Genomic DNA, 23,218 nt, shown 5'->3' with positions numbered 1-23,218 from the left:
GCTCGGGAGCATGGACCGAGCAGTATCCCTGGCGTTCATCGGCTTCGGCGAAGCCGCGCAGGCCTTTTGCGAAGGCTGGGGCGCGCAGCCGCCGGGCGCGATCCGCGCCTTTGACATCAAGACCGAAGGCGCGGCGGCCGCCGCCAAGCGCGCCGACTATGCGCGCTGGCAGGTCGACGGCTGTGATCGCGCCGCCGACGCGCTCCGCGGCGCCGAGGCGGTGCTGAGCCTGGTCACTGCGGACCAGGCGCTTGCGGCGGCGAGCGATGCGGCGGCGGGGCTCACGCCCGGAAGCCTGTTCTTCGACATGAACAGCGTCGCACCCGAGACCAAGCGCGCCGCGGCAGCCGCGATCGAGGCGGCCGGCGGCCGCTATGTCGACGTGGCGGTGATGGCGCCGGTGCGCCCGGCGCTGCTGTCGGTACCGCTGCTGGTGGCGGGACCCCATGCCGAGGCCGGCCGCGCGCTGCTGGAGCAGATCGGCTTCCAGGCGCGCGTGGTTCCAGGCGACGTCGGGGCCGCGAGCGCGATCAAGATGCTGCGCTCGATCGTCATCAAGGGGCTGGAGGCGCTGACCGCCGAATGCCTGCTGTCCGCGCGCGCCGCCGGGGTCGAGGAGGAGGTGCTCGCCTCGCTCGACGCGAGCTTCCCCGGCTGGGACTGGCGGACGCGGGCCGACTACAACCTCGACCGCATGCTCGTCCACGGGCTGCGCCGCGCCGCCGAGATGCGCGAATCCGCCGCCACCGCCGCCGCGCTCGGCCAGTCGGGTGCCATGGCGGCCGCGACCGCCGACTGGCAGCAGCGGCTGGGCAGCCTCGGCCTCTCTCCGCTTCCCGAGGGGCTGGCCGCCAAGGCCGATGCCGTCCTCGCCGCCACAGGAAAGCACGACCAATGATCATCGACTGCCACGGCCATTATACGACCGCACCCGCCAAGCACACCGAGTGGCGCGAGCAGCAGAAGGGCGCGTTCAAGACCGGCGGAGACATCGATCCCGCCTATCCGCAGATCAGCGACGACGAGATCCGCGAGACGATCGAGGCCAACCAGCTGCGGCTGCTGCGCGAGCGCGGGGCCGACATGACGATCTTTTCGCCGCGCGCCTCCGCCATGGCGCCGCACGTCGGCGATGCCGCCACCAACCGCATCTGGGCCGAGCGCTCGAACGACCTCATCAAGCGGGTGGTCGACCTCTACCCCGAGACGTTCGTCGGCGTGTGCCAGCTGCCGCAGACGCCGGAGCTGTCGATCGACCAGTCGATCGCCGAGCTGGAGCGGTGCGTGACCGAGCTGGGCTTCGTCGGCTGCAACCTCAATCCCGATCCGTCGGGCGGCAAGTTCAGCGCGCCGCCGCTCACCGACCGCGCCTGGTACCCGTTCTTCGAGAAGATGGTCGAGCTGGACGTGCCGGCGATGATCCACGTGTCGGGCAGCTGCAACCCGGCGATGCACGCGACCGGCGCCTATTACATCGCCGCCGACACCATCGCCTTCATGCAGTTCATCGAGGGCGACCTGTTCCGCGACTTCCCGGACCTGCGCTTCATCATCCCGCACGGCGGCGGGGCGGTGCCATATCACTGGGGGCGCTATCGCGGGCTTTCGGACATGCTCAAGCGCCCGCCGCTTGCCGAGCATGTCATGAAGAACGTGTTCTTCGACACCTGCGTCTATCACCAGCCGGGAATCGACCTGCTGTTCGAGGTGATCGACGTGGACAACATCCTGTTCGGGTCGGAGATGGTGGGCGCGGTGCGCGGCATTGACCCGCAGACGGGCCAGTATTTCGACGACACAAAGCGCTATATCGACGCGCTGGCGATTCCCGACGCGGACAAGCGCAAGGTGTTCGAGGGCAACGCCCGCCGCGTCTATCCGCGGCTGGACGCGCAGCTGAAGGCACGGGGGCTCTGATGGCGGACTTCCAGATGGATCCGAACTGGCTGTGCTGGGATCCGGCGCCGAGCACGCCGCGCTTCACCCCGCCGCCGGGCGCCGTGGACGCGCATTGCCATGTGTTCGGGCCGGGCGACGTGTTTCCCTATGCGCCGGAGCGCAAGTACACGCCGTGCGACGCCAGCAAGGAGCAGCTGTTCGCGTTGCGCGACCACCTGGGCTTTGCGCGCAACGTGATCGTGCAGGCGACCTGCCACGGCGCCGACAATCGCGCGCTGGTCGATGCGCTCGAGGCGGCCGACGGCCGCGCGCGCGGCGTGGCGACGGTGCGCGACACGGTGACGGACGAGGAGCTGGCGGCGCTGGACGCGGCCGGGGTGCGCGGCGTGCGCTTCAACTTCGTGCGGCGGCTCGTCGATCCCAAGCCCGACGCCTATTACCGCGCGATCATCGATCGCATCGCGCCGCTCGGCTGGCACGTCGTCATCTATTTCGAGGCGGCCGACCTGGAGGAGCGCTGGGACTTCTTCACGTCGCTGCCGACGACGGTGGTGGTCGACCATATGGGCCGACCGGACGTGACCAAGCCGGTCGACGGGCCGGAGTTCGGCCGCTTCGTCCGGCTGATGGCCGAGCACGAGAATGTCTGGAGCAAGGTCAGCTGCCCCGAGCGGCTGTCGAAGTCGGGGCCGCCGACGTACGACGACGTGGTCCCGTTCGCGCGCACGCTGGTGGAGCGCTTCCCGGACCGGGTGCTGTGGGGCACGGACTGGCCGCACCCCAACATGACCAGCCACATGCCCGACGACGGCGCGCTGGTGGACATCATCCCGCGCATCGCCCCGAGCGAAGACCTGCAGCGGCGGCTGCTGGTCGACAATCCGATGCGGCTCTACTGGGGCGCCCGCTAGGAGCGCCCCGGCCGGTCAGGCGGCGCTGCGGCCGCCGGCCGGCGGCGTCTCGCGGAGGCTGGAGGAGCCTTCCCACAGGTTGATGCCGCCTTCGGCCGCATGGGCGTCGATGCGGGCGAGCTCGTCCTCGGAGAAGTCGAGGCGCTTGAGCGCATCGAGGCTGTCGTCGAGCTGGGCGACGGTGCGCGCGCCGATCAGCGCGGAGGTGACGCGGGGATCGCGCAGCACCCAGGCGATCGCCATCTGGGCGAGGCTCTGGCCGCGCGCCTGAGCGATCTCACCCAGCGCCCGTACCCGCGCGAGGTTTTCCTCCGTCAGCAGCCCCTGCGACAGCGAGCCGCCGCGCGAGGCGCGGGCATCGGCGGGGACGCCGCCGAGATATTTGTTCGTGAGCATGCCCTGGGCGAGCGGCGAAAAGGCGATGCAGCCGGTGCCGAGGTCGGCGAGCGTCTCGAGCAGGCCTCCTTCGATCCAGCGGTTGAGCATCGAATAGCTCGGCTGGTGGATGAGGAGCGGCACCTTGTGCTCGGCAAGGATGGCGGCGGCCTGGCGGGTCGGCTCGGGCGAGTAGGAGGAGATGCCGACGTAGAGCGCCTTGCCCTGGGCGTGGATCTGCGCGAGCGCGCCCATCGTCTCCTCCAGCGGCGTGTCGGGATCGACGCGGTGCGAATAGAAGATGTCGACATAGTCGAGGCCCATGCGCTTCAGGCTCTGGTCGCAGCTGGCGATCAGATACTTCTTGCTGCCGCCGATGCCGCCGTACGGCCCGGGCCACATGTCCCAGCCGGCCTTGGTGGAGATCAGCAGCTCGTCGCGGTGGGCGCCAAAGTCGTGCGCCATCACGCGCCCGAAATTCTCCTCGGCCGAGCCATAGGGCGGGCCATAGTTGTTCGCGAGATCGAAGTGGGTGACGCCGCGGTCGAACGCGCGGCGCAGGATCGCGCGGCCGGTTTCGAACACGTCCGCGCCGCCGAAATTCTGCCAGAGGCCGAGGCTGATCGCCGGCAGGTCCAGGCCGCTGCGACCGCACCGCCGATAGGGCATGCGCCCGTCATAGCGGGCGGGATCGGGCTGGTAGGGGGGCTCGAACGACATTCGGCAGGTCTCCGGTTGCGGGGGCCTGCGCCTTGTAGATGCATCGGCGTGCCGGAGCTATTCCGGACGCGGCCCCGGAAAGGGAAAGCGCGCGCCAGCCAGCGGCGCGGTGCCGCCGGCTGGACGTGCGAGGATCCCGGCGGGTGCCGGGAGGGGCGATCAGCGACCGCCCGAGCTGCCGCCGGTGCCGCCACCCGAGCTGCCGCCGGTGCCGGTGGTGCCGCTGCCGGTGCTGCCGGTGCCCATCGTCCCGGTCGTGCCGGTGCCGGTGGTGCCGGTCGTGCCGGTGCCCGTGGTACCCGTGGTTCCGCTGCCGCCGGAGCTGCTCCAGCTACCGGTGGCGCCGCCCGAGCTGCCGGGGAGGCCGTCCGGAGACGTGGTGGTCGAGCCGGGCGTGGTCGAACGGTCCGGCATGGTCGTGGTGGAACCGCGGTTCGTCCGCGAACCGCGGCGCGACGGACGATCGGACCGGTTGGGGGTCGTCGTCGTCGACGTGTCGGGGCTGGTGGTCTGCGTCCCGCGCTGCAAGTCGGTGGTCGTTTCCGTGCCCGGCGTGGTCGTCGGATTGGCCGTCGGGTTCGTCGTCGTCGTCGGGCTCGTGGTCGTCTGTGCGATCGCGGCGGCTGAGCCACAAACCGCCAGCATACCGATCAGGATTGTCTTGCGCATGATGGGGTTTCCTTCTCCAAAACCGACTGCTCAACGCCGTGGCTTCGAAGAAGTGCCATGTTTTGGCCAAGATTCTCGGCCGAAAAATCCTTATTTTATCATAGGTTGATTCCACCGCATTGGGCGCGGTGCAGCAGTTTCTGGTCGGCGAGGACTAGCGCGACCATCGCCTCGACTACGGGCACACCGCGAATGCCGACGCAGGGGTCGTGCCGGCCGCGGGTGGCGAGCGTCGTCGCCTCTCCGGCCCGGTTGATGGTCTCCATCGGCGTCAGGATCGAGCTGGTCGGCTTGAAGGCGACGCGCAGGCGAACCGGCTGGCCGGTGGCGATCCCGCCCGCGATGCCGCCGGCGTGGTTGGCGAGGAAGCGGGGGCCGTCCTCGCCCGGGCGCATCGGATCGGCGTTCTCCTCGCCGGAAAGCGCGGCGGCCGCGAAGCCGTCGCCGATCTCCACGCCCTTGACCGCATTGATCGACATGGCGGCGGCGGCGAGCTCGCTGTCGAGCTTGGCATAGAGCGGCGCGCCCCAGCCGGCGGGCACGCCGGTCGCCTCGCACGCGACCACGGCGCCGAGCGACGAGCCGGCCTTGCGCGCGCGGTCGACCAGCGCCTCCCAGCGGGCGGCGGCTTGCGGGTCGGGGCAGAAGAAGGGATTGCGGCCGATCTCGGCGGCATCGAAGCGAGCGTAGTCGATCGCGTCGCCGCCGATCGCCTCGACCCAGGCGGTGATCGTCACTTCCGGGATCACCAGCCGGGCGACGGCGCCGGCTGCCACCCGCGACGCGGTTTCGCGCGCGGACGAGCGCCCGCCGCCGCGATAGTCGCGGAAGCCGTATTTGGCGTCATAGGCATAGTCGGCGTGACCGGGGCGATAGGCCTGGGCGACCTCCGAATAATCCTTGGAACGCTGGTCGACGTTCTCGATCATCAGCGAAATGGGCGTGCCGGTGGTGCGGCCGTCGAACACGCCGGAGAGGATGCGAACTTCGTCCGGCTCGCGGCGCTGGGTGGTGAAGCGCGAGGTGCCGGGACGGCGCGCGTCGAGGAACGGCTGGATCTCGGCTTCGGTCAGCGCAATTCCCGGCGGGCAGCCGTCGACCACGGCGCCGATCGCCGGGCCGTGGCTCTCGCCCCAGGTGGTGAAGCGGAACGCCCGCCCGAAGCTGTTGACGCTCATGCGGTCTCCCCCAGCAGCGCGAAGGCGCCGGCGTGCGTCGCTTCGCCGCGGACGCCGCAGGGCATGGCGCCCTGCTGCAGCGGCAGCGCGAGCAGATAGTCGCCGGCATAGGGCGAGGCGAAGCCCTGCGCCCAATCGGCGGCAAAGCCGAAGCGCCCGTAATAGTCCGGATCGCCGAGCACGAAGCAGAGGTGCACGCCCGCATCGGCCAGATGCTGGAGCCCGGCGCGGACCAGCGCCTCGCCCACGCCCTGGCGGCGGTGCGAGGCGGCGACCGCGACCGGCGCCAGCGCCACGGCCGCAACGGGCTTGCCGGCAATGTCGACCGCCATGCGGCTGAACGCCACCATGCCCGCGAGCATGCCGTCGTCCTCGTCGTCCGCGACCAGCGTCAGCACCATGTCGCCGTCGATGCACAGCCGCTGGACAAGCATCGCCTCGTCGGGTGCCGGAAAGGCGGTGCGCAGCAGCGCGTCGATGGCGGCCACGTCCCCGCCCGAGGCCGGGCGGATGGTGATGCTCACGACAGTGCGATGTCGGGCGCGTCCTCGGCCTTCATGCCGATGACGTTGTAGCCACCGTCGACGTGGTGGATCTCGCCGGTGACGCCGCTCGCCAGGTCGGAGAGCATGTACAGGCCGGCGCCGCCGACGTCCTCGATGGTGACGTTGCGGCGGAGCGGCGAGTTCAGCTCGTTCCACTTCAGGATGTAGCGGAAGTCGCCGATGCCCGAGGCGGCGAGCGTCTTGATCGGCCCGGCCGAGATCGCATTGACGCGGATGTTGTCGCGCCCGAGGTCCACCGCCAGATACTTGACCGAGGTGTCGAGCGCCGACTTGGCCACGCCCATCACGTTGTAGTGGGGGACGACCTTTTCCGAGCCATAATAGGTCAGCGTCAGCAGGCTGCCACCGTTCGGCATCATCGCGCGCGCGCGCTTGGCGACGGCGGTGAAGCTGTAGACCGAGATGTTCATGGTCATCAGGAAGTTTTCGAGGCTGGTGTCGTAATAGCGACCGCGCAGCTCGTTCTTGTCGGCAAAGCCGATCGCGTGGACGACGAAGTCGATCGTCGGCCACTTCTGCGCCAGCTCGTCGAACGCGCGGTCGAGCGCGCCCATGTTCGACACGTCGCATTCGATCAGCGTGTCGGAGCCCAGCTGCTCGGCGAGCGGCTTCACGCGCTTGCCCAGCGCCTCACCCTGGTAGGTGAAGGCCATCTCCGCGCCCTGCTCGTGCAGCGCCTTGGCGATGCCCCATGCCAGCGAACGATCGTTGGCAAGCCCCATGATGAGCCCACGCTTGCCCTGCATCAGTCCCGTCACGCCGCTGTATCCTCCTGTGGTCCGGCCGGCTCCTCTAGCCCCGCTTCGGGGGTTTCCGCCAGCGCCGCGTTCAACTCTGCGCCGACGACCACCCCCAACCCCACGACGAAGAAGAAGATCAGCGCGATCATGACGCCTGCCAGGCTCCCGTAGGTGAGATCATAGCCCCCGAGCAAGTCGAGCGACAGCGGCAGCAGCGCGGTGGTGCCCAGCCACCAGCCGGCCGTCAGCGCCGCACCCGGCCATTTGGGGCACTTGCTGTAGCGATACTTGCTGGGGGTGAGGGTGTAGAAGAGCATGTAGAGCGCGATGAACAGCGCGACCGCGGGCGCCAGCCGCGCGACCGAGAGGATGCGCGCCGTGTCGGTCAGGAAGGGCATCACGCGCAGGATGAACTGCTCGACGCCCAACAGCGCCACCTGAAAGCTGAACGCCGCCATCGCCAGGATCACCGAGCCGACGATCAGGCCGATCGAGCCCAGCCGATATTCCCAGAACGGCCGGCTGAACGGGATGCCATAGGCTTGGCGCAGGATCGAGCGCACCGTCTCGATGAAGCCGGTGGTGGTCCACAGGCCCACCAACGCGCCCAGCCACAGGAGCGAGCCCGAACGCGCCTGGAGCACGTCCAGGATCGGCTTTTCGAGCACGCTTGCAACCTCGGGCGGGACGGTGCGCAGGAACGCCTCGACCGCGTGGACGCCGTCGCCGGTGCGCCCCACCAGCCGCGCGACCGCAGCCGCCACGATGAAGAAGGGGAACAGGGTGACGAGCGAGAGATAGGCGAGATTGCCGGCGTGGGTGAAGCCGTCGGTATAGGTGCCGACCGCGACCCGGCGGACGATCTCGATCACGCGTTCACTGAGGCCCATGCGCGACAGCAGCGGCGCGCGGCGGTGCCGCCGCGCCTCCGGGCTTTCGGGGGAAACCGCGCCGACCGGAAGGTCGGAGCCGGCGCGGGGATCGGTCACAGGCCGAGCTTCGACCGGGGATCCTGGTCGCGGCCGGGCCAGCCCTGCACGAATTCGACCAGCGCGTCGTCGCCGACCGGCAGGTCCACCATCAGCGTCACCAGCTGGTCGCCGCGCCCGCCGCCCTTTTTGTGGAAGCCGCGGCCCTTGAGGCGCAGCACCTTGCCCGAGGACGAGCCCTTGGGGACCTTGAGCATCACCGCGCCCTCGACGGTGGGCACGCGCACCTCGCCGCCCAGCACCGCCTCGGCAAGGCTGATCGGCAGGTCGAGGCGGACGTCGTCGCCGTCGCGGGTGAAGAAGCGATGCGGCTGCACCTCGATGGTGACGATCGCGTCGCCGGGGCCGCCGGGGCCCGGATCGCCCTTGCCCGCGAGGCGCATCTGGGTGCCGCTTTCGAGGCCGGCCGGGAGCTTCAGGTCGATGGTCTTGCCGTCGCGCAGCATGATGCGCTGCGGGCTGAGCGTCGCGGCATCGGTGAAGGAGACCGCGAGGCGATAGGGGACGTTGGCGCCCTTGGGCGCCTGACGCCGGCCGAAGCTGCCGCCGCCGAAGCCGCCGCCACCGCCGCGCTGGCCGCCGCCGAACAGCCCCTCGAACAGATCCTCGAAGCCGCCGGCATCGCCGCCGCCGCCGAAATCGAACTGGGTGCGTCCGCCGCCGCCCGGCCGCGGGCCGCCGCCGCCGAAGCCGAAGGGCGCCGTGGGATTGCCGTCGCCGTCGATCTCGCCGCGGTCGAACCGAGCGCGCTTGTCCTTGTCGGTGAGCAGGTCATAGGCCTGGGTCACCTGGCTGAAGCGCTCGGCCGCCTTGGGATTGTCCTTGTTCCGGTCGGGGTGCAGCTCCTTGGCGAGCGTACGGTACGCCTTCTTGATGTCCGCTTCGCTCGCGTCGCGGGCCACGCCCAGGGTTGCGTAAGGGTCTGCCATGCCCCGTTAGCTAGGCGGTGCAGGGCGCGGCGGCAATGGGGGCATGGCATCCATTTCCGGAGCGGAAAGAAGCCGAGGCGCACCCGTTTCGCAGGCCATGACCGCCTGCGCTTCCCCCGCCCGCCGCCGCCTGCTCGTCCAGTCCGCGCTGCTGCTGCCGCTGCTCGCCCTGCCGGGCTGTGCCACGACGCTGGGAAGCTATGGCGTGGAGGAGGGCGTGCGGCGGCTGCTGACGCTGTCGAGCCAGCGCGCCTTTGCCCGGCTGACGGAGCCCGGCGGCTTCTACGACGACCAGCTGACCCGGCTGACGCTGCCCGATCCCGGGGGCAACGACGTGCTGGGCGCGCTGCTGCGGACCAATGCGGTGCGCAGCCGGGTGGCGATGGCGCTGAACGACGTGGCGGTGGATGCGGCCGAGCGGGCGACGCCGGTGGTGCTCGATTCGATCCGGTCGATGACCGTCACGGACGCGATCGCGATCCTGCGCGGCGGGCCGACCGCGGCGACCGACCTGCTGCAGCGGCAGGTGGGCGGCGCGCTGGTGGAGGCGATGTTCCCCGAATTCTCGTCCGGCCTGCGATCGGACGCGCTGGAGATCCTGACCGCGGTGGCGGGTGCGCAGACCGGCATCGACTATATGGCGCTGGCACGCACCGGCGCGGAGCAGGCGGGCCAGGCGATCTTCCGGGCGATCGGGCGCGAGGAATCCGCGATCCGTGCCGACCCGCGCAGCACGCGGGACCCGGCGCTGATCGCACTGCTGACGGGAAGCGCGCTGGTGCGCTGAGGCGGTCGCGCTGGAGGAAGGCATCGCGGTTATGAGGCCGGGATTCGGCAGGATCCCGGCTGGAAGAGGGACGCATCCTATCCCTCTTGCGCCCCTCCGTCCGCCTTCTCCGTTTGCCTCGAGTAGCCGTCGAGTAGCGCCGCCAGGCGCGTATCGCGACGGCGTATCGAGAGGTCGGTGGCCGTACCTCGATACGAGCCCTCGATACGCGGCTTTGCCGCTACTCGATCTCTACTCGGCACGGACGGGGAGAGGGGGGGCGTCACTCCTCCAGCGGCGCGACGTCTACCGAGACGGACATGGTCTGGGCGCCAGAGCCGAGCACCACCCCGTCGATGGGCGCAATTTCCGGATAGTCGCGGCCGACGGCGACGATGACATGGTCGTTCGCCATCCAGATGCCGTTGGTCGGATCGACCCCGATCCAGCCGAGCCGGTCGCCGCACCACAGCAGCACCCAGGCGTGGGTCGCGTCCGCCCCCACCAGCCGCGGCTGGCCCGGCGGGGGGAGCGTGCGCAGATAGCCCGAGGCATAGGCGGCGGGCAGCCCGGCGGCGCGCAGGCCGGAGATCATGATCTGCGCGAAATCCTGGCAGACGCCGCCGCGCTGGGCGAAGGCGACGTGCGGGGGCGTGTCGACCAGCGTGGCGGTGGTGTCGAAGGCGAACTCGCGCTGGATGCGCTGGGCAAGCGCGATCGCCGCCTCCAGCGCGCCGCGGTCCGGATCGAGCTCCTCGGCGCACCAGGCGCCGATATCGCGGTCGAGCGGGATGTGGGGCGAGGGGAAGAGATAGCTGGCGGGGCTCGCCGGGCCGACGTCGCGGCTGTCGCGCGCCCAGGCGGCGATCTCGGCCAGGGCCGGGTCGTCGGCGGCGGGCATCGGCAGCGGCCGATCGACGGTCATCCGCGCGCGGCTCTCGATGGTGAGTTCGCGCTCCGGCTTTTCGACGACCAGCCGCATGACGTTGGCGAGCCCGGCCTGGGCGCGTGCGGGGGCGATCTCGCCGCCCGGTTCCACGGAGAGGTGGTAGTCGTCGAGCGTCTGGCCGGACCAGAGGATCGGCTTGAGCCGGAGGTTGCACCGCGCGAAGCCCGCCGCATCGGCATATTCGAAGCGGGTCACATGGCGGATGGCATAGCGCATCATGCGAGCGTCAGCCCGGAGCCGCGCAATGGCTCGGCCCCCTGGAGGAAGTAGCGCGCGGCGATCGCGTCGGAGAGGTCCATGAGCCTGGCCTCCAGTGCGCCTATGGCGGCTGGGTCGAGGCTGGCGGCGGTGGCGGTAGTGACCATCGCCTGGACCGCGGTCGCGAGTGCCTGCTGCGGCTCGGCGATGCCGGAGTCGGACAGCACGGGAAGCCGGGCGAGATGCTCGGCGATCGCCCCCACCTGGAAGGCGATGGCGCGCGGGTTGCCGGGATCAAGCGCGACCAGGTCCAGCACGGGCAGGCGCCCGAAGCTGGTGAGATAGCGTTGGCGATAGCTGATCTGGCTGTCGGCGAGGTCGAGCAGGGTGGAGAGGTCGTCCGAGGTCGCCTGGCAGCCGGCAAAGGTGCGAAGCGCGCGGGTGATCGCGAGCGCCCGCTCGATCCGCCGGCCGAGATCGTGGAAGCGCCAGGCGTCGGTGCGCGCCATGTGCTCGGCCGAGAGCCCGGCCAAGGCGGCGTAGCGGCGCTGGAGCGAGCCGGCACGGTCGAGCAGCCCCCCGCGGCTGGGGTGGGGCGCGTCGAGCAGGCGCATCATGTCCGCCGACAGCCGATCGCGCGAGATGGCGCCGATGCCCGCCGCCAGCCGGTTGATCTGGCGAACGTTGTGCCACTGGCCCTCGGTACCGTCGATCGCGACGCGGGCGAACTCGACGAGCTCGCGGCGGCGGTGGCCGGCGGGCGCGGGGGCGGCGCCTGCGTCGGCGATCAGCGCGACCAGCCGCGCGACCGTCTCGTCGGCGAGCGCGGCGCCGTTGTCGGCGCTGATCGAATGGCCGAGCAGCACGCGGGTCGCGCCCAGCAGCGCCTCGCCCCGCTCGAGGTAGCGGCCGAGCCAGAAGAGATTGTCGGCGACGCGGCTGGGAAGGGTGCCGGGATTGCGGCGTAGCTCGACCGCGCCTGCGACGGGCAGGAGCGAGACCGGGGGCACCGGATCGGCGCCGTGGACGCAGACGTCTGCGGACCAGCTCCCCTCGCCCATCACGGTCGCGCGGGTGTCCGCCTCCCCCCCGATGCGCGCGAAGCCGCCGGGAAGCACTGCCCACCGGCCGTCCGCGTCGCGCGCGGCGAAGACGCGCAGCGTGAAGGGGCGGGGGGCGAGCCGCTCCCCCTCGACGAAGGGCATGGTCGAGAGGCGCACCACCTCATGCCCGACATAGTCTTGCGGCCGGCGGGCCATGTCCTCGGCCAGCAGGCGGCGGGCGTCGGCATCGAGATCGGCGCCGAGCACCGGGCCGCCGCCCGGAAGGCCGAGCGGCACGGCGCCGAAGGCGGGCGCCACCACCATCTGGTCCAGGTTGGCGAGGACGTGCGCGCGCTCGGCCGACTGGCCGCACCACCAGGTGGCGATGTTGGGAAGCTGGAGCGGGGCGCCGTTGAGCCGTTGTGCCAGCGCGGGCAGGAAGGCGGAGAAGGCGGGTGCCTCGAGCATGCCCGCCCCGGGCGCGTTGGCGACGACGACGTTGCCGGCGGCCATCGCGTCGACGAGGCCGGGCACGCCGATCGTCGAGCTGGCGTCGAAGGCGAGCGGATCGAGCAGGCGGGGATCGACCCGGCGGCACAGCGCGTCGATGCGCTTTAGCCCGGCGATGGTGCGGACGTAGAGCCGGTCGTCGCGGACGGCGAGGTCGGCGCCCTCGACCAGCAGGAAGCCCAGGTAGCGCGCGAGATGCGCCTGCTCGGCATAGCTGGGGTTGAGCCGGCCGGGGGTGAGCAGGCCAATGCGCGGTTCGCTGCGGCGGCAGGTGGCGGCGAGGCCGTCGCGCATGGCGGCAAAGAAGGGCGCGTGCCGGCGGACATTGAGCCGGCCCTGCAGTCCGCCGAGCGTGCGCGCGATCGCCAGCCGGTTCTCCAGCGCATAGCCGGCGCCCACCGGCGCGCGCAGATGGTCCGCGAGCACGCGCCAGCGCCCGTCCGCGTCGCGGCAGAGGTCGGCGGCAAAGAAATGGAGATGGTGGCCGCCCGGCGGGGTCACCCCGACCATCGGCCGCAGGAACAAGGGGCTGCCGGTGACCAGCGCGGCGGGGATCGCCCCTTCCGACACCAGGCGTCCGGGGCCGTAGAGATCGGCGGTCACCGCCTCGACCAGCTCGGCGCGTTCGGCGATGCCGGCGGCGATGCCCTGCCACGCGTCACTGTCGATCAGCAGCGGGACCGGCGACAGCGGCCAGCGACGCTCCTCGCTCTCGCCGGGCATGCGGTGGCCGAGGCCGACGTCGTCGGCCTGGCGCTGCGCGCGTTCGCGGGCGTGATCGAGCGAGTCGCCGGCGGTGGCGGCAAGCTCCTCCAGCGCGGCGAGCCAGGCGGTACGGTCCGTCGAGTCGCACAGCACGTCGCCGGCAGGCGCCTGCGCGCAATAGTCGGCGGCCCAGCGGCCGGCGATCGTCCGAGCGTCGAACAGGCTGGCTAGGGCGGGGCTCGCCAATTCAACACTCCGGTTGCAGCTGGAGGGTGTCGACCATAATCCGTGCTGCGGCGCAACCGTTCGCGGTGGCGGCGTGCCCCGTCAAAGATCGGGCAAGGGCTGGTCGGCGATGCCCCAGCCGGCAAGGCCGCGGCCGTTGGCGCGCTCGATCAGCTCGGCGGCATCGTGGATCGAGAAGCGCTTGGGGGTCTCGATGTCGCCGAACTCGGCCCAGCTGACCGGGGCCGCGACATGGGCGCCGGGGCGAGCGCGCGCGGAATAGGGCATGACCGCGGTGGCGCCGCGCTGGTTGCGCAGCCAGTCGATGAAGATGCGGCCGACCCGTTTCGCCTTGGACATGGTGGCGGTGAAGCGCTCGGGCTCGGCGGCGGCCAGGGCGCGGGCGAAGCGATCGGCAAAGGATTTCACCGCCGGCCATTCGGCCTGGGGGGTGAGCGGCACGACGACGTGCACGCCCTTGCCGCCCGAGAGCATCGGGAAGCTCGCGAGGCCCATGTCGGCGAGGTGGCGCTTCAGGTCCTCGGCGGCGCGCTGGACGTCCTTCCAGTCGAGCCCCTCGTCGGGATCGAGGTCGAACACCAGCCGGTCGGGGCGCTCGACATCCTCGGCGCGCGAGCCCCAGCCGTGGAACTCGATCGTGCCCATCTGCACACAGGCCATCAGCCCATCGAGGTCGCGGACATAGAGATAGGGCTGGGTCGAGCCGTCCTTCTCGCGGATGTCGACGTGATCGACATGGTCGCCGAAGCTGCCGGCGTCGTGCTTCTGGAAGAAGCATTGCTTGGCGCGCCCCTGCGGGCAGCGGACCAGGCTGATCGGGCGATTGGCGACCCAGGGCAGCATGATCGGCGAGACCTGGGCGATGTAGGTGGCGAGATCGCCCTTGGTGGCGCCGTCCTCCGGGAAGATCACCCGGTCCGGGTTGGTGATCTTGATCGAGGAGGTCGGCACCTCCGCCTTGGTCCGGGCCGGTGCGGCCTCGGGCGTTTCGGCGACCACCTCCTCCGGGCGCTTGTCCTCGCGCAGGGCGATGAAGCTCGCGTGGCGGATGACCTGCTCGGCGGTAAATTCGGCGAAGGCGACTTCGGCGACGAGCTTGGGCTTCACCCAGTGCGCGCCGCGTGCCGCCGCGCGGGGGACGGAGACCGGCGGGGTCTTGGTGGCGATGGTGTCGAGGCGCTGGCGCAGGTCGTCGATGGTGTCGGCGTTGAAGCCGGTGCCGACCTTGCCGGCGTATACGAGCCCGTCCGGACCGTTCACCGCCAGCAGCAGCGAGCGCAGGCCGCGGCTGGCGGCGGTGGAGGGCGACCAGCCGACGATCACGAACTCCTGCCGGCGGATGCACTTGGTCTTCAACCACCCCTTGGTGCGGGTGCCGCGATAGGGAGCGTCCGCGCGTTTGGAGACGACGCCCTCATAGCCTTCGCGGCACATCGCCTCGAACAGCTTCTCGCCGGCGCCGACGACATGCTCGGAATAGTGGAGGCGCGCGTCGACGTTCTCGATCAGCGGGCGCAGTCGGTCCTTGCGCTGCACCTGGGGCAGGACGCGCAAATCCTCGCCGTCCACCTCGAGCAGGTCGAAGGCGAAAAAGGCCATGTCGCCGCCGTTGCTGATCGCCTCCTGCAGCGTCGAGAAATCGGGGCGGCCGTCCTTGAAGGCGACGATCTCGCCGTCGATCAGCGCGCTGCCGGCGGGGATGGCGGCGGCGGCCTCGGCGATCCCGGGGAACTTGGGCGTCCAGTCGAGGCCGCTGCGGGTGTAGATGGTGGGGCCGCCCTTGCCGATCGCGACCAGCGCGCGATAGCCGTCGTACTTCACCTCGTGCAGCCAGCTGTTGCCGGCGGGCACGGCGTCGACCAGCGTGCACAGCTGCGGTTCGGTGAAGGCGGGGCGCTTGCCGGCTTGCGCGGTCTTTGCGCGCGACTTGGCCGGGGCGCGGGGTTCGGGCCTGGCGGCGGTCTTGGTGGCCGTCTTGGCAGCCGTCTTCGCCTTGGGCTTGGTCGCGGCCTTCTTGCCAGCGGCGATCTCGTCCATCGTCCTGCCGGTCTTGACGCTGGTGAGCGCGGTTTCGACCAGCGTGTCGGCGCCGCCGGCCTCCGCGTCGTCGATCTTGCGCAGCAGCCAGTTCTCGTTCTTCTCGCGGCCGCGCGGTTTCAGCCGGATCAGCAGCCACTCGCCCTTCATCCGCTCGCCGTCGAGGACGAAGTGGAGATGGCCCTTCTCCAGGTCCTTGGCGGACTTACCTTTGATCGGCGCCCAGGTGCCGTCGTCCCACAGCATCACCGTGCCGCCGCCGTACTCGCCCTTGGGAATGGTGCCTTCGAAATCGCCGTAGGAGAGCGGATGGTCCTCGGTCCGCACGGCCAGCCGCTTCTGGTCGGGATCGAGGCTGGGGCCGCGCGTCACCGCCCAGCTCTTGAGCACGCCGTCGAGTTCGAGGCGGAAGTCCCAGTGAAGGCGGGTCGCGTCGTGCTTCTGGACGATGAAGCGGTTGCCGTGGCCGGGCTCCAGCGTGCCGGCCGGCTCGGCGGTGCGGCTGAAGTCGCGCTTGGCGTTGTAGAGGGCGAGGGGGTCGGTCTTGGGCATTTAGCGGGTCCTCCCCTCGCGTACCCCGGCGGAGGCCGGGGTCCAGGTGGGACTCACTGGCCGTTGCACCGCTGGGCTCTGGATCCCGGCCTGCGCCGGGATATGGGTGTCGCGGGCTGGGGGGAACTCAAGCACGTTTGCGGGCCGGGGCCTTGGCGGCGGGCTTCGCGGCCGGCTTCTTCGCGGCCGTCTTGCGCGCGGGCTTGTCTTCGGCCGCGTCGTTCGCCGCCTTGCTCGTCGTGCGCTTCTTGGGCGCGGGCTTGCCGCTGGTGTCGCCGGGCTTCTCCAGCGATTTCTTGAGCGCGGCCATGAGATCGACGACGTTGGAGCCGGTGGGGCGGGCGTCCTCGTCGTCGGTGGTATCGACGATCTTGCCCTTGGACTTCTTCTTGCGCTCGATCAGGTCTTTCAGTGCATCGACGTAGCGGTCGTGGAACTCCTGCGGATCGAACTTCGCGGTCTTCTTCGCGATCAGCGTCTCGGCGAGGTCGAGCAGGTCCTCGTCCGGCTTCTCGTCGGGGATGTCGCGGAAATAGCCCTGCGCGCGATGCACCTCGTCGGCGTAGCGCAGCGTCTCCAGGATCATGCCGCGGCCGCAGGGTTTCAGGCTCACCACATATTCGCGGCCGCGCAGCGCGAGCTGGCCCAGGCCCACCTTCCTGCTGCGGCGAAGCGCCTCGCGCAGGACGATGAACGCCTCTTCGGCGAGGTCGTCGGCGGGCACCACGAAATAGGGCTTTTCATAGTAGAGCACGTCGATTTCGTCGGCGTCGACGAACTGTGTGAGCTCGAGCGTCTTCTTGGACTCGAGCTTCACGGCGTCGATCTCATCCTGTTCGAGCAGGATGTAGTTGCCCTTCTCGACCTCGTAGCCCTTGACGATCTCGTCGGGATCGACCGGGCCCACGCCGGCCACGCTCTTTTCGTACTTGATCGGCTTGCCGGTCGGCTCGTGGATCTGGCGGAAGGAGACCGCCGCGCCCGACTTGGTCGCCGGATAGATTTCCACGGGGATCGACACCAGCGCTAGCCGTATCTGCCCCTGCCAATACGCCCTTGCCGCCATCGCCGTTTCCTTGTTGCGCAACCGATTCAATTCCCAGGAGAAAGAGTCGTTCCCGCCGCCCGGCGGAATCACCGCAAGGGCCAGGGGTGCGAAACCGCGCCAACGGGCGTATAGGGCCGCGCATGACGACCGACCCTTTCGCGCTGTTCGACACCTGGCTGGACGAAGCCGCGGCGAGCGAGCCCAACGACCCCAATGCCATGGCGCTGGCCACGGCGGACGCGGGCGGGCGCCCGTCGGTGCGTGAGGTGCTGCTGAAGGGCCATGGCCCGGACTTGGGCTTCGTCTTTTACACCAATCGCGAGAGCCGCAAGGGCACCGACCTGGCCGCCAATCCCCAGGCGGCGCTGCTGTTCCACTGGAAGGGGCTGCGCCGGCAGGTGCGGATCGAAGGCGCCGTGGTGCAGGCGAGCGATGCCGAGTCGGACGTGTATTTCGCGTCGCGACCGCGCGACTCGCAGCTGGGCGCCTGGGCGTCGCTCCAGTCGCGCCCGCTGGCCGCGCGCGAGCGCTTCGAGGAGCGGTTCGCCGAGGTGCAGGCGCGCTTTGCGGGCGGCGACGTGCCGCGCCCGCCGCACTGGGGCGGCTATCGCGTCGTGCCCGACACGATCGAGTTCTGGCAGGACCGCGCCTATCGCCTGCACGAGCGGCGGCTGTTCACCCGCACGGCGGACGGCTGGACCGAGGGGCTGCTGTTTCCATGACCGAGGCCGAGCGCGGGCGGATCATCCCCTATGCGGTGCGCGCCGCCATCGCCTCGGTCGCGATGGCGCTGGCGCTGCTGTCGCTCAAGGGCGTGGCGGCGTGGACCACGGGCTCGGTGGCGATGCTCGGCAGCCTTGCCGACACCGCGCTCGACCTGCTCGCCAGCCTTGTCACGTTGTACGGCGTGCGGCTGGCGGCGACGCCGGCGGACCACGACCACCGCTTCGGACACGGCAAGGCGGAGGCGCTGGCGGCGCTGTTCCAGGTGGCGCTGATCGCGGCTTCCGCCGTCGGTATCGCCTGGCGCGCGATCGCCGCCTTTGCCGAGCCGGGCGAGACCGCCGACCCCGAGTTCGGCATCGGCGTGTCGATGGTGGCGATCGTCGGCACCTTTGCGCTGCTCGCCTATCAGCGTTCCATCATCCGCAAGACCGGATCGGTCGCGGTGCGCGCGGACAGCGTCCACTATCAGTCGGACCTGCTGCTCAACCTGGCGGTGATCGCGGCGATCGCGCTCGACCACTATGTCGGCTGGTCCGGGGCCGATCCGGTGTTCGGCATCGCCATCGCGCTGTGGCTCGCCTGGGGTGCGTTCCGCGCGTCGAGCCAGGCGATCGACCAGCTGATGGACAAGGAATGGCCCGAGGCCGAGCGGCGGGCATTCCTGGACGTGGCGGCGCGCCAGGAGGGGCTGCGCGGCATCCATGACTTCCGCACGCGCCGCTCCGGCAGCCACGACTTCGCGCAGTTCCACATGGAGGTGGACCGCACGCTCAGCGTCGCCGAGGCGCACGATATCGTCGAGGCGGTGGAGAAGAACCTGCGCCGCGCCTATCCGCGGGTGGAAGTGCTGATCCACCTCGATCCCGAGGGGCATGTCGACACCGACAATCCGCTGGTGGAAGCGGACGTGACACCGCACTGGTTCGGCAAGCGGGTGGGAGGATGAGCATGCGGGTACCGTTCACGCAGGTCGATGCGTTCGCCGACGCGGCCTTTGGCGGCAATCCGGCGGCGGTGCTCCAGCTCGATGCCTGGCCCAACGATGCGATCCTCCAGCAGGTCGCGGCCGAGAACAACCTGTCGGAGACCGCCTTCCTGGTGCCCGACGCGAGCGGCGAGGCCGATCGTGAGCTGCGCTGGTTCACCCCCACGGAGGAGGTGATGCTGTGCGGCCATGCGACGCTGGCGAGCGGCCACACGCTGCTGTCGGCCGATCCCGCGCTGGAGCGGGTGCGGTTCCGCACGCGTCGTGCCGGGGTGCTGGAGGTGGCGCGCGACGGGGACGGCTATGCGATGGTGCTGCCCGCCTGGGCGCCCGAGCCGAAGCCGCTGCCGGAGATCGTCACGGCGCTGGGGTGTGCGGTCGAGGAGACGCTGTGGCACGCCAACGGCTATGCGCTGGCGGTGGTGGCGCATGCCGAGACGGTCGAGCAGCTCCAGCCCGATCCCGCGGGGTTGATGGTGGAGGGGGAGGCGATCGTGATCGTCACCGCGCCGGGCCGCGACACCGACGTGATCAGCCGGGTGTTCGCACCGGGCTGCGGCATTGCCGAGGACCCGGTGACGGGCTCCGCCCATGCGGTGATGGCGAACTATTGGACGCAGCGCCTGGGGCGCGACCGCTTCACCGCCTATCAGGCAAGCGCGCGCGGCGGCCGGCTGAACGTGCGGCTGGACGGGGAGCGCGCGGTTCTGGGCGGGCGCTGCGTCACGGTGATCGAGGGGAGTTTCCTGCTGCCGTGAGGGTGGGGGGGGCGTGTCGTCCCAATCCTCTGCCGTTTGTGCCGAGTAGAGACCGAGTAGCGCCGCAAGGCGCGTATCGAGAGCTCGTGTCGAGGTGCGGTTCCGCGCGCCAACCTGTCTCTCGATACGCCCTCTCGATACGCTGCTGACGCAGCTACTCGATGGCTACTCGAGACGAACGGGGATGGGTGGTGCCGGGGTGCTGCTCAACCTCAGGCGGCCAGCGCTATTGCCGACTCGGTCTCCGCGATCCAGCCGCCGCCGAGCACGCGGTCGCCGGCGTAGAGCACCGCCGCCTGGCCGGGTGCCACGCCATATTCCGGAGCCTCGAACACCAGCCGGTCGCCCTCTAGCCGCGCGGGCACGGGCTTGGCCATCGAGCGGACCTTGGCGGTGAGCGGCTGGCCGCGGTCGCCGCCCAGCCAGTTGATGTCGGCAAGCCGCGCCGCGCCCACCGCCAACGCGATGCGCGGACCGACCACCAAACGCCGGTTCTCCGGCTCCAGCCGGACCACATAGAGCGGCTCGGGCTGGCCGCCGATCTCGATGCCGCGGCGCTGGCCGACGGTGAAGCCGACGAGGCCGGCGTGGCGGCCGAGGACGCGGCCTTCCAGGTCGACGATCTCGCCGCCGGCGTCGGCGCCTGGGCGCAGCTTCTTCACCAGCCCGGCATAGTCGCCGTCGGGCACGAAGCAGATGTCCTGGCTGTCGGGCTTGGCGGCGATGCCAAGCCCCATCTCGGCGGCGATCTCGCGCACCCGCGCCTTGGGCATGCCGCCGAGCGGGAAGCGAATGAAATCGAGCTGCGCGCGGGTGGTGGCGAACAGGAAATAGCTCTGGTCGCGCGCGGGATCGACCGCGCGGTGGAGCTCCGCGCCTTCGCTCCCGAACACCCGGCGGACATAGTGGCCGGTCGCCAGGCAGTCCGCGCCCAGATCGCGGGCGAGCGCGAGCAGGTCGGTGAACTTGGGGCCCATGTTGCACTTCACGCACGGGATCGGCGTGCGGCCGGCGAGATATTCGTCGGCGAAGTCGTCGATCACGTTCTCGCGAAAGCTGGTCCCATGGTCGAAGACATAGTGGGCGATGCCCAGGCTGTCGCACACCGCGCGTGCGTCGCGGATGTCGCGACCGGCGCAGCAGCTGCCCGCCCGGCCGATCGCGGCGCCATGGTCGTAGAGCTGGAGGGTGACGCCGATCGTCTCCGCACCCGTACGGGCCGCCAGTGCGGCCACCACCGAGCTGTCGACGCCGCCGGACATGGCGACGACGATGCGGCGTGCGCGCACCGGGGACTCGAGCTGGAAATCGCCTTCGATCATGGGCGGCCACATAGGAGGCGCGACGAGCGGATGCAAAAAGCAGGACGGAAGGGAGCCGCTTTTACGGGCTGTTTAGCATCTTTCCCTAGACCGGACGGCTACCGAACGGTTGGAAGGAGCCTCGTTGGACCTGAGTTTCGCCCGATTGGAGCGCGGCATTGCGGTTACCGCCCTGCCCGTCGATCTGGCCGTGCTGCTTGCGGGGGCAAGCGCGCGCCAGGCGGCAAGCGCCACCGCCCGGGTGCAGGCAAAGGTCGCCATGGCACGGGCAAGCGAAGGCTTGCTGTCGCCGCGCCACGGGGCGTTCCATCCGGCGGTTGCGGAAGCGCTGCGCCCGCCGCGCGTGGCACCGCGGGAAGGGCAGGGGTGAAGGGAATCTTTACCCGCGAGGCATAACAGGGATCAGAACCGGGAGCCGGTCGTGTTGGGGCAGGCCGGCGCCCCTAGAGGTAGAAGATGATCGAGAACCAGAAGATCCGTCCCGCAAAGGTGATCGGGCCGCTAGGCGAGCCGCTGACGCTCGACTCGCTGCCGCCGCCCGATACGACGCGGTGGGTCGTCCGGCGCAAGGCGGAGGTGGTCGCGGCGGTGAACGGCGGGCTGCTGACCATCGACGAGGTCTGCAGCCGCTACAGGCTTTCGCCCGAGGAATTCGCCAGCTGGCAGCGCGCGATCGACCGGTCGGGTATGCCCGGGCTGCGCGTGACGCGCATCCAGCATTATCGCTCGCTCTACGAGCGCCAGCAGAAATACTGATCGGGCGGCGTCCCGGCTGCCCGCTGCGCCGCGCGTGGCCTCTACGGGTGGACGCGGGCGCCCCCGCGCTCTAGGGCGGCCCCGCTTTTCACGCATATAAAGGAACTGGCGTGGCGAACGTGGCGGTAATCGGCGCCCAATGGGGCGACGAGGGCAAGGGCAAGATCGTCGATTGGCTGGCGGAGCGTGCCGATGTGGTGGTCCGCTTCCAAGGCGGGCACAATGCCGGCCATACGCTGGTGGTCGATGGCAAGACCTATAAGCTGTCGCTGCTGCCGTCGGGCATCGTGCGCGGCACGCCTTCCGTCATTGGCAACGGCGTGGTGCTGGACCCCTGGGCGCTTCGGGACGAAGTGGCGCGGCTGCGCGAGCAGGGCGTCGAGGTCACCCCCGACACGCTGCGCATCGCCGACAATTGCACGCTGATCCTGCCGTTCCACCGCGACCTCGACGGTCTGCGCGAGGATGCGAGCGGCGCCGGCAAGATCGGCACCACCCGCCGCGGCATCGGCCCGGCCTATGAGGACAAGGTCGGCCGCCGCGCGCTGCGCGTGTGCGACCTGGCCCATCTCGATTCGCTCGAGCCGCAGCTCGATCGCCTCTCCGCGCACCATGACGCGCTGCGCGCCGGCTTCGGCGAGCCGCCGATCGATCGTGCCGCGCTGCTCGAGCAGCTGCGCGAGATCGCGGGTTTCGTGCTGCCGTTCGCACGCCCGGTGTGGCGCGACCTGAACGAGGCGCGTACCCGCGGCCGTCGCATCCTGTTCGAAGGCGCGCAGGGCGTGCTGCTCGACATCGATCACGGCACCTACCCGTTCGTCACCTCGTCCAACACCATCGCCGGCACCGCGGCAGGCGGTTCGGGCCTGGGTCCGGGCGCGGTCGGCTTCGTGCTGGGGATCGCCAAGGCCTATACCACCCGCGTCGGTTCGGGCCCGTTCCCGACCGAGCTGGAGGATGCGACCGGCCAGCGGCTGGGCGAGCGCGGCCATGAGTTCGGCACCGTCACGGGCCGCAAGCGCCGCTGCGGCTGGTTCGACGCGGTGCTGGTGCGCCAGTCGGTCGCGGTCTCCGGCGTGACCGGCATCGCGCTCACCAAGCTCGACGTGCTCGACGGGTTCGAGGAAATCTCGATCTGCACCGGCTACAAGCTCGGCGACGAGACGCTCGACTATTATCCCGCCCACGCCGCCGACCAGGCGAAGGTGGAGCCGATCTACGAGACGATGCCGGGCTGGCAGGAGTCGACGGCAGGCGCGCGCAGCTGGGCCGAGCTTCCGGCGCAGGCGATCAAGTACATCCGCCGGGTCGAGGAGCTGATCCAGTGCCCGGTGGCGCTGGTGTCGACCAGCCCGGAGCGCGAGGACACGATCCTGGTACGGGATCCGTTCGCGGACTGAGGCGTACTTGTGCCCCGGCGGAGGCCGGGGCCCAGTTGGGAAGGCGGTGGTGGGCCGCGGCACACCCGCCGCGCGCTGGCTCAAGAAGCAGGCCCGTTCGCCCCTTCACCGTATCCCCGCGCAGGCGGGGATCCAGGGCCAAGCAGAGCAACGGCGGTTATGCCCGGAACCCTGGGCTCCTGCCTTCGCAGGAGCACGGCGAGGGCATGCTCCATCACGGCCTGCTACCCAACTGGGCCCC

Annotated in this window: 22 protein-coding genes; 10 read left to right on the top strand and 12 right to left on the bottom strand. The window is 70.5% G+C overall.

Translation table 11 applies throughout. From position 1 onward, the window contains the following. Positions 1-10: 10 nt before the first annotated feature. The 3 genes from MHZ35_RS13370 to MHZ35_RS13360 are packed head-to-tail and all read left to right on the top strand — an operon-like array spanning position 11 to position 2,810. Positions 11-898, top strand: a complete 888-nt coding sequence (locus MHZ35_RS13370) for an NAD(P)-dependent oxidoreductase (RefSeq protein WP_239436100.1) — start codon at positions 11-13, stop codon at positions 896-898. After that, positions 895-1,917 (top strand): amidohydrolase family protein, encoded by a 1,023-nt coding sequence (locus MHZ35_RS13365; protein WP_239436099.1) that lies wholly within the window; start codon positions 895-897, stop codon positions 1,915-1,917. The genes MHZ35_RS13370 and MHZ35_RS13365 overlap by 4 nt, the downstream gene beginning before the upstream one ends. Then, positions 1,917-2,810 carry an amidohydrolase family protein gene (locus MHZ35_RS13360; protein ID WP_239436098.1) on the top strand — a complete coding sequence of 298 codons (894 nt, stop codon included), beginning with the start codon at positions 1,917-1,919 and terminating at the stop codon, positions 2,808-2,810. The genes MHZ35_RS13365 and MHZ35_RS13360 overlap by 1 nt, the downstream gene beginning before the upstream one ends. A gap of 15 nt (positions 2,811-2,825) precedes the next feature. On the opposite strand, the gene mgrA is transcribed toward MHZ35_RS13360, so the two are convergent. From mgrA to MHZ35_RS13325, 7 genes are all read right to left on the bottom strand, one after another. Further along, complete coding sequence (mgrA, locus tag MHZ35_RS13355) at positions 2,826-3,905, bottom strand: L-glyceraldehyde 3-phosphate reductase (protein ID WP_239436097.1); 1,080 nt, start codon at positions 3,903-3,905, stop codon at positions 2,826-2,828. 159 nt (positions 3,906-4,064) lie between these two features. Continuing rightward, the gene (locus tag MHZ35_RS13350) at positions 4,065-4,574 is read right to left on the bottom strand and encodes a hypothetical protein (RefSeq protein ID WP_239436096.1); all 510 of its coding nucleotides are present in this window, start codon (positions 4,572-4,574) and stop codon (positions 4,065-4,067) included. A gap of 98 nt (positions 4,575-4,672) precedes the next feature. Beyond that, the gene (gene aroC / locus MHZ35_RS13345; protein WP_239436095.1) at positions 4,673-5,752 is read right to left on the bottom strand and encodes a chorismate synthase; all 1,080 of its coding nucleotides are present in this window, start codon (positions 5,750-5,752) and stop codon (positions 4,673-4,675) included. Next, on the bottom strand, positions 5,749-6,276 hold the full coding sequence (locus MHZ35_RS13340) for a GNAT family N-acetyltransferase (RefSeq protein WP_239436094.1): 528 nt from the start codon (positions 6,274-6,276) through the stop codon (positions 5,749-5,751). The genes aroC and MHZ35_RS13340 overlap by 4 nt, the downstream gene beginning before the upstream one ends. After that, positions 6,273-7,076: an enoyl-ACP reductase FabI gene (fabI, locus tag MHZ35_RS13335; RefSeq protein WP_342453528.1), complete on the bottom strand. Its 804-nt coding sequence runs from the start codon at positions 7,074-7,076 to the stop codon at positions 6,273-6,275. The genes MHZ35_RS13340 and fabI overlap by 4 nt, the downstream gene beginning before the upstream one ends. Next, complete coding sequence (locus MHZ35_RS13330) at positions 7,073-7,948, bottom strand: YihY/virulence factor BrkB family protein (RefSeq protein WP_239436115.1); 876 nt, start codon at positions 7,946-7,948, stop codon at positions 7,073-7,075. Before MHZ35_RS13330 ends, fabI begins: the two co-directional genes overlap by 4 nt. A 95-nt stretch (positions 7,949-8,043) precedes the next feature. Beyond that, positions 8,044-8,976, bottom strand: a complete 933-nt coding sequence (locus MHZ35_RS13325) for a DnaJ C-terminal domain-containing protein (protein ID WP_239436093.1) — start codon at positions 8,974-8,976, stop codon at positions 8,044-8,046. Positions 8,977-9,073: 97 nt separating this feature from the next. Between MHZ35_RS13325 and MHZ35_RS13320 the strand changes: the two genes are divergently transcribed. After that, entirely contained in the window at positions 9,074-9,763 is a 690-nt protein-coding gene (locus tag MHZ35_RS13320; RefSeq protein ID WP_239436092.1) for a DUF4197 domain-containing protein, read from the top strand. A gap of 262 nt (positions 9,764-10,025) precedes the next feature. Here the strand turns inward: MHZ35_RS13320 and MHZ35_RS13315 are convergent, their stop codons facing one another. The 4 genes from MHZ35_RS13315 to ku all read right to left on the bottom strand — a co-directional run bounded on the left by MHZ35_RS13315 (position 10,026) and on the right by ku (position 17,048). Continuing rightward, positions 10,026-10,907: a transglutaminase family protein gene (locus MHZ35_RS13315; RefSeq protein ID WP_239436114.1), complete on the bottom strand. Its 882-nt coding sequence runs from the start codon at positions 10,905-10,907 to the stop codon at positions 10,026-10,028. Continuing rightward, positions 10,907-13,393, bottom strand: a complete 2,487-nt coding sequence (locus MHZ35_RS13310) for a circularly permuted type 2 ATP-grasp protein (RefSeq protein WP_239436091.1) — start codon at positions 13,391-13,393, stop codon at positions 10,907-10,909. The genes MHZ35_RS13315 and MHZ35_RS13310 overlap by 1 nt, the downstream gene beginning before the upstream one ends. Positions 13,394-13,474: 81 nt before the next feature. Then, entirely contained in the window at positions 13,475-15,982 is a 2,508-nt protein-coding gene (gene ligD, locus MHZ35_RS13305; RefSeq protein WP_239436090.1) for a DNA ligase D, read from the bottom strand. 127 nt (positions 15,983-16,109) lie between these two features. Next, complete coding sequence (gene ku / locus MHZ35_RS13300) at positions 16,110-17,048, bottom strand: non-homologous end joining protein Ku (protein ID WP_239436089.1); 939 nt, start codon at positions 17,046-17,048, stop codon at positions 16,110-16,112. Positions 17,049-17,170: 122 nt separating this feature from the next. Between ku and pdxH the strand changes: the two genes are divergently transcribed. The 3 genes from pdxH to MHZ35_RS13285 are packed head-to-tail and all read left to right on the top strand — an operon-like array spanning position 17,171 to position 19,499. Continuing rightward, on the top strand, positions 17,171-17,752 hold the full coding sequence (pdxH, locus tag MHZ35_RS13295; protein ID WP_239436088.1) for a pyridoxamine 5'-phosphate oxidase: 582 nt from the start codon (positions 17,171-17,173) through the stop codon (positions 17,750-17,752). Beyond that, complete coding sequence (locus MHZ35_RS13290) at positions 17,749-18,702, top strand: cation diffusion facilitator family transporter (protein WP_239436087.1); 954 nt, start codon at positions 17,749-17,751, stop codon at positions 18,700-18,702. The genes pdxH and MHZ35_RS13290 overlap by 4 nt, the downstream gene beginning before the upstream one ends. A 2-nt stretch (positions 18,703-18,704) precedes the next feature. Continuing rightward, positions 18,705-19,499 carry a PhzF family phenazine biosynthesis protein gene (locus MHZ35_RS13285; protein WP_239436086.1) on the top strand — a complete coding sequence of 265 codons (795 nt, stop codon included), beginning with the start codon at positions 18,705-18,707 and terminating at the stop codon, positions 19,497-19,499. Between the two features lie 212 nt (positions 19,500-19,711). Here MHZ35_RS13285 and mnmA read toward each other — a convergent pair whose 3' ends face one another. Then, positions 19,712-20,821, bottom strand: a complete 1,110-nt coding sequence (gene mnmA, locus MHZ35_RS13280) for a tRNA 2-thiouridine(34) synthase MnmA (RefSeq protein WP_239436085.1) — start codon at positions 20,819-20,821, stop codon at positions 19,712-19,714. A 124-nt stretch (positions 20,822-20,945) separates the two neighbouring features. Between mnmA and MHZ35_RS13275 the strand changes: the two genes are divergently transcribed. From MHZ35_RS13275 to MHZ35_RS13265, 3 genes are all read left to right on the top strand, one after another. Further along, positions 20,946-21,191, top strand: coding sequence for a hypothetical protein (locus MHZ35_RS13275; RefSeq protein ID WP_239436084.1), 246 nt, complete (start codon positions 20,946-20,948; stop codon positions 21,189-21,191). Positions 21,192-21,277: 86 nt separating this feature from the next. Then, positions 21,278-21,577 carry a CtrA inhibitor SciP gene (sciP, locus tag MHZ35_RS13270; protein ID WP_125961312.1) on the top strand — a complete coding sequence of 100 codons (300 nt, stop codon included), beginning with the start codon at positions 21,278-21,280 and terminating at the stop codon, positions 21,575-21,577. Between the two features lie 110 nt (positions 21,578-21,687). Further along, the gene (locus tag MHZ35_RS13265; RefSeq protein ID WP_239436083.1) at positions 21,688-22,977 is read left to right on the top strand and encodes an adenylosuccinate synthase; all 1,290 of its coding nucleotides are present in this window, start codon (positions 21,688-21,690) and stop codon (positions 22,975-22,977) included. Positions 22,978-23,218 lie beyond the last annotated feature (241 nt).

Origin of the sequence: Sphingomonas sp. ACRSK, assembly GCF_022346685.1 — a bacterium.
GTDB lineage: Bacteria > Pseudomonadota > Alphaproteobacteria > Sphingomonadales > Sphingomonadaceae > Sphingomonas > Sphingomonas molluscorum.
The sequence above is the reverse complement of the archived record's forward strand: the minus strand, read 5'-3'. Positions and strand labels throughout refer to the sequence as shown.

What these genes read in the sequence shown, in the direction of transcription:
- MHZ35_RS13330 (WP_239436115.1), bottom strand. Translation starts at nt 7,948, where the DNA reads ATGGGCCTCAGTGAACGCGTGATCGAGATCGTCCGCCGGGTCGCGGTC.
- ligD (WP_239436090.1), bottom strand. Translation starts at nt 15,982, where the DNA reads ATGCCCAAGACCGACCCCCTCGCCCTCTACAACGCCAAGCGCGACTTC.
- mnmA (WP_239436085.1), bottom strand. Translation starts at nt 20,821, where the DNA reads ATGATCGAAGGCGATTTCCAGCTCGAGTCCCCGGTGCGCGCACGCCGC.
- ku (WP_239436089.1), bottom strand. Translation starts at nt 17,048, where the DNA reads ATGGCGGCAAGGGCGTATTGGCAGGGGCAGATACGGCTAGCGCTGGTG.
- MHZ35_RS13315 (WP_239436114.1), bottom strand. Translation starts at nt 10,907, where the DNA reads ATGCGCTATGCCATCCGCCATGTGACCCGCTTCGAATATGCCGATGCG.
- MHZ35_RS13360 (WP_239436098.1), top strand. Translation starts at nt 1,917, where the DNA reads ATGGCGGACTTCCAGATGGATCCGAACTGGCTGTGCTGGGATCCGGCG.
- MHZ35_RS13320 (WP_239436092.1), top strand. Translation starts at nt 9,074, where the DNA reads ATGACCGCCTGCGCTTCCCCCGCCCGCCGCCGCCTGCTCGTCCAGTCC.
- MHZ35_RS13325 (WP_239436093.1), bottom strand. Translation starts at nt 8,976, where the DNA reads ATGGCAGACCCTTACGCAACCCTGGGCGTGGCCCGCGACGCGAGCGAA.
- aroC (WP_239436095.1), bottom strand. Translation starts at nt 5,752, where the DNA reads ATGAGCGTCAACAGCTTCGGGCGGGCGTTCCGCTTCACCACCTGGGGC.
- MHZ35_RS13370 (WP_239436100.1), top strand. Translation starts at nt 11, where the DNA reads ATGGACCGAGCAGTATCCCTGGCGTTCATCGGCTTCGGCGAAGCCGCG.
- MHZ35_RS13285 (WP_239436086.1), top strand. Translation starts at nt 18,705, where the DNA reads ATGCGGGTACCGTTCACGCAGGTCGATGCGTTCGCCGACGCGGCCTTT.
- MHZ35_RS13290 (WP_239436087.1), top strand. Translation starts at nt 17,749, where the DNA reads ATGACCGAGGCCGAGCGCGGGCGGATCATCCCCTATGCGGTGCGCGCC.
- mgrA (WP_239436097.1), bottom strand. Translation starts at nt 3,905, where the DNA reads ATGTCGTTCGAGCCCCCCTACCAGCCCGATCCCGCCCGCTATGACGGG.
- sciP (WP_125961312.1), top strand. Translation starts at nt 21,278, where the DNA reads ATGATCGAGAACCAGAAGATCCGTCCCGCAAAGGTGATCGGGCCGCTA.
- MHZ35_RS13350 (WP_239436096.1), bottom strand. Translation starts at nt 4,574, where the DNA reads ATGCGCAAGACAATCCTGATCGGTATGCTGGCGGTTTGTGGCTCAGCC.
- MHZ35_RS13365 (WP_239436099.1), top strand. Translation starts at nt 895, where the DNA reads ATGATCATCGACTGCCACGGCCATTATACGACCGCACCCGCCAAGCAC.
- pdxH (WP_239436088.1), top strand. Translation starts at nt 17,171, where the DNA reads ATGACGACCGACCCTTTCGCGCTGTTCGACACCTGGCTGGACGAAGCC.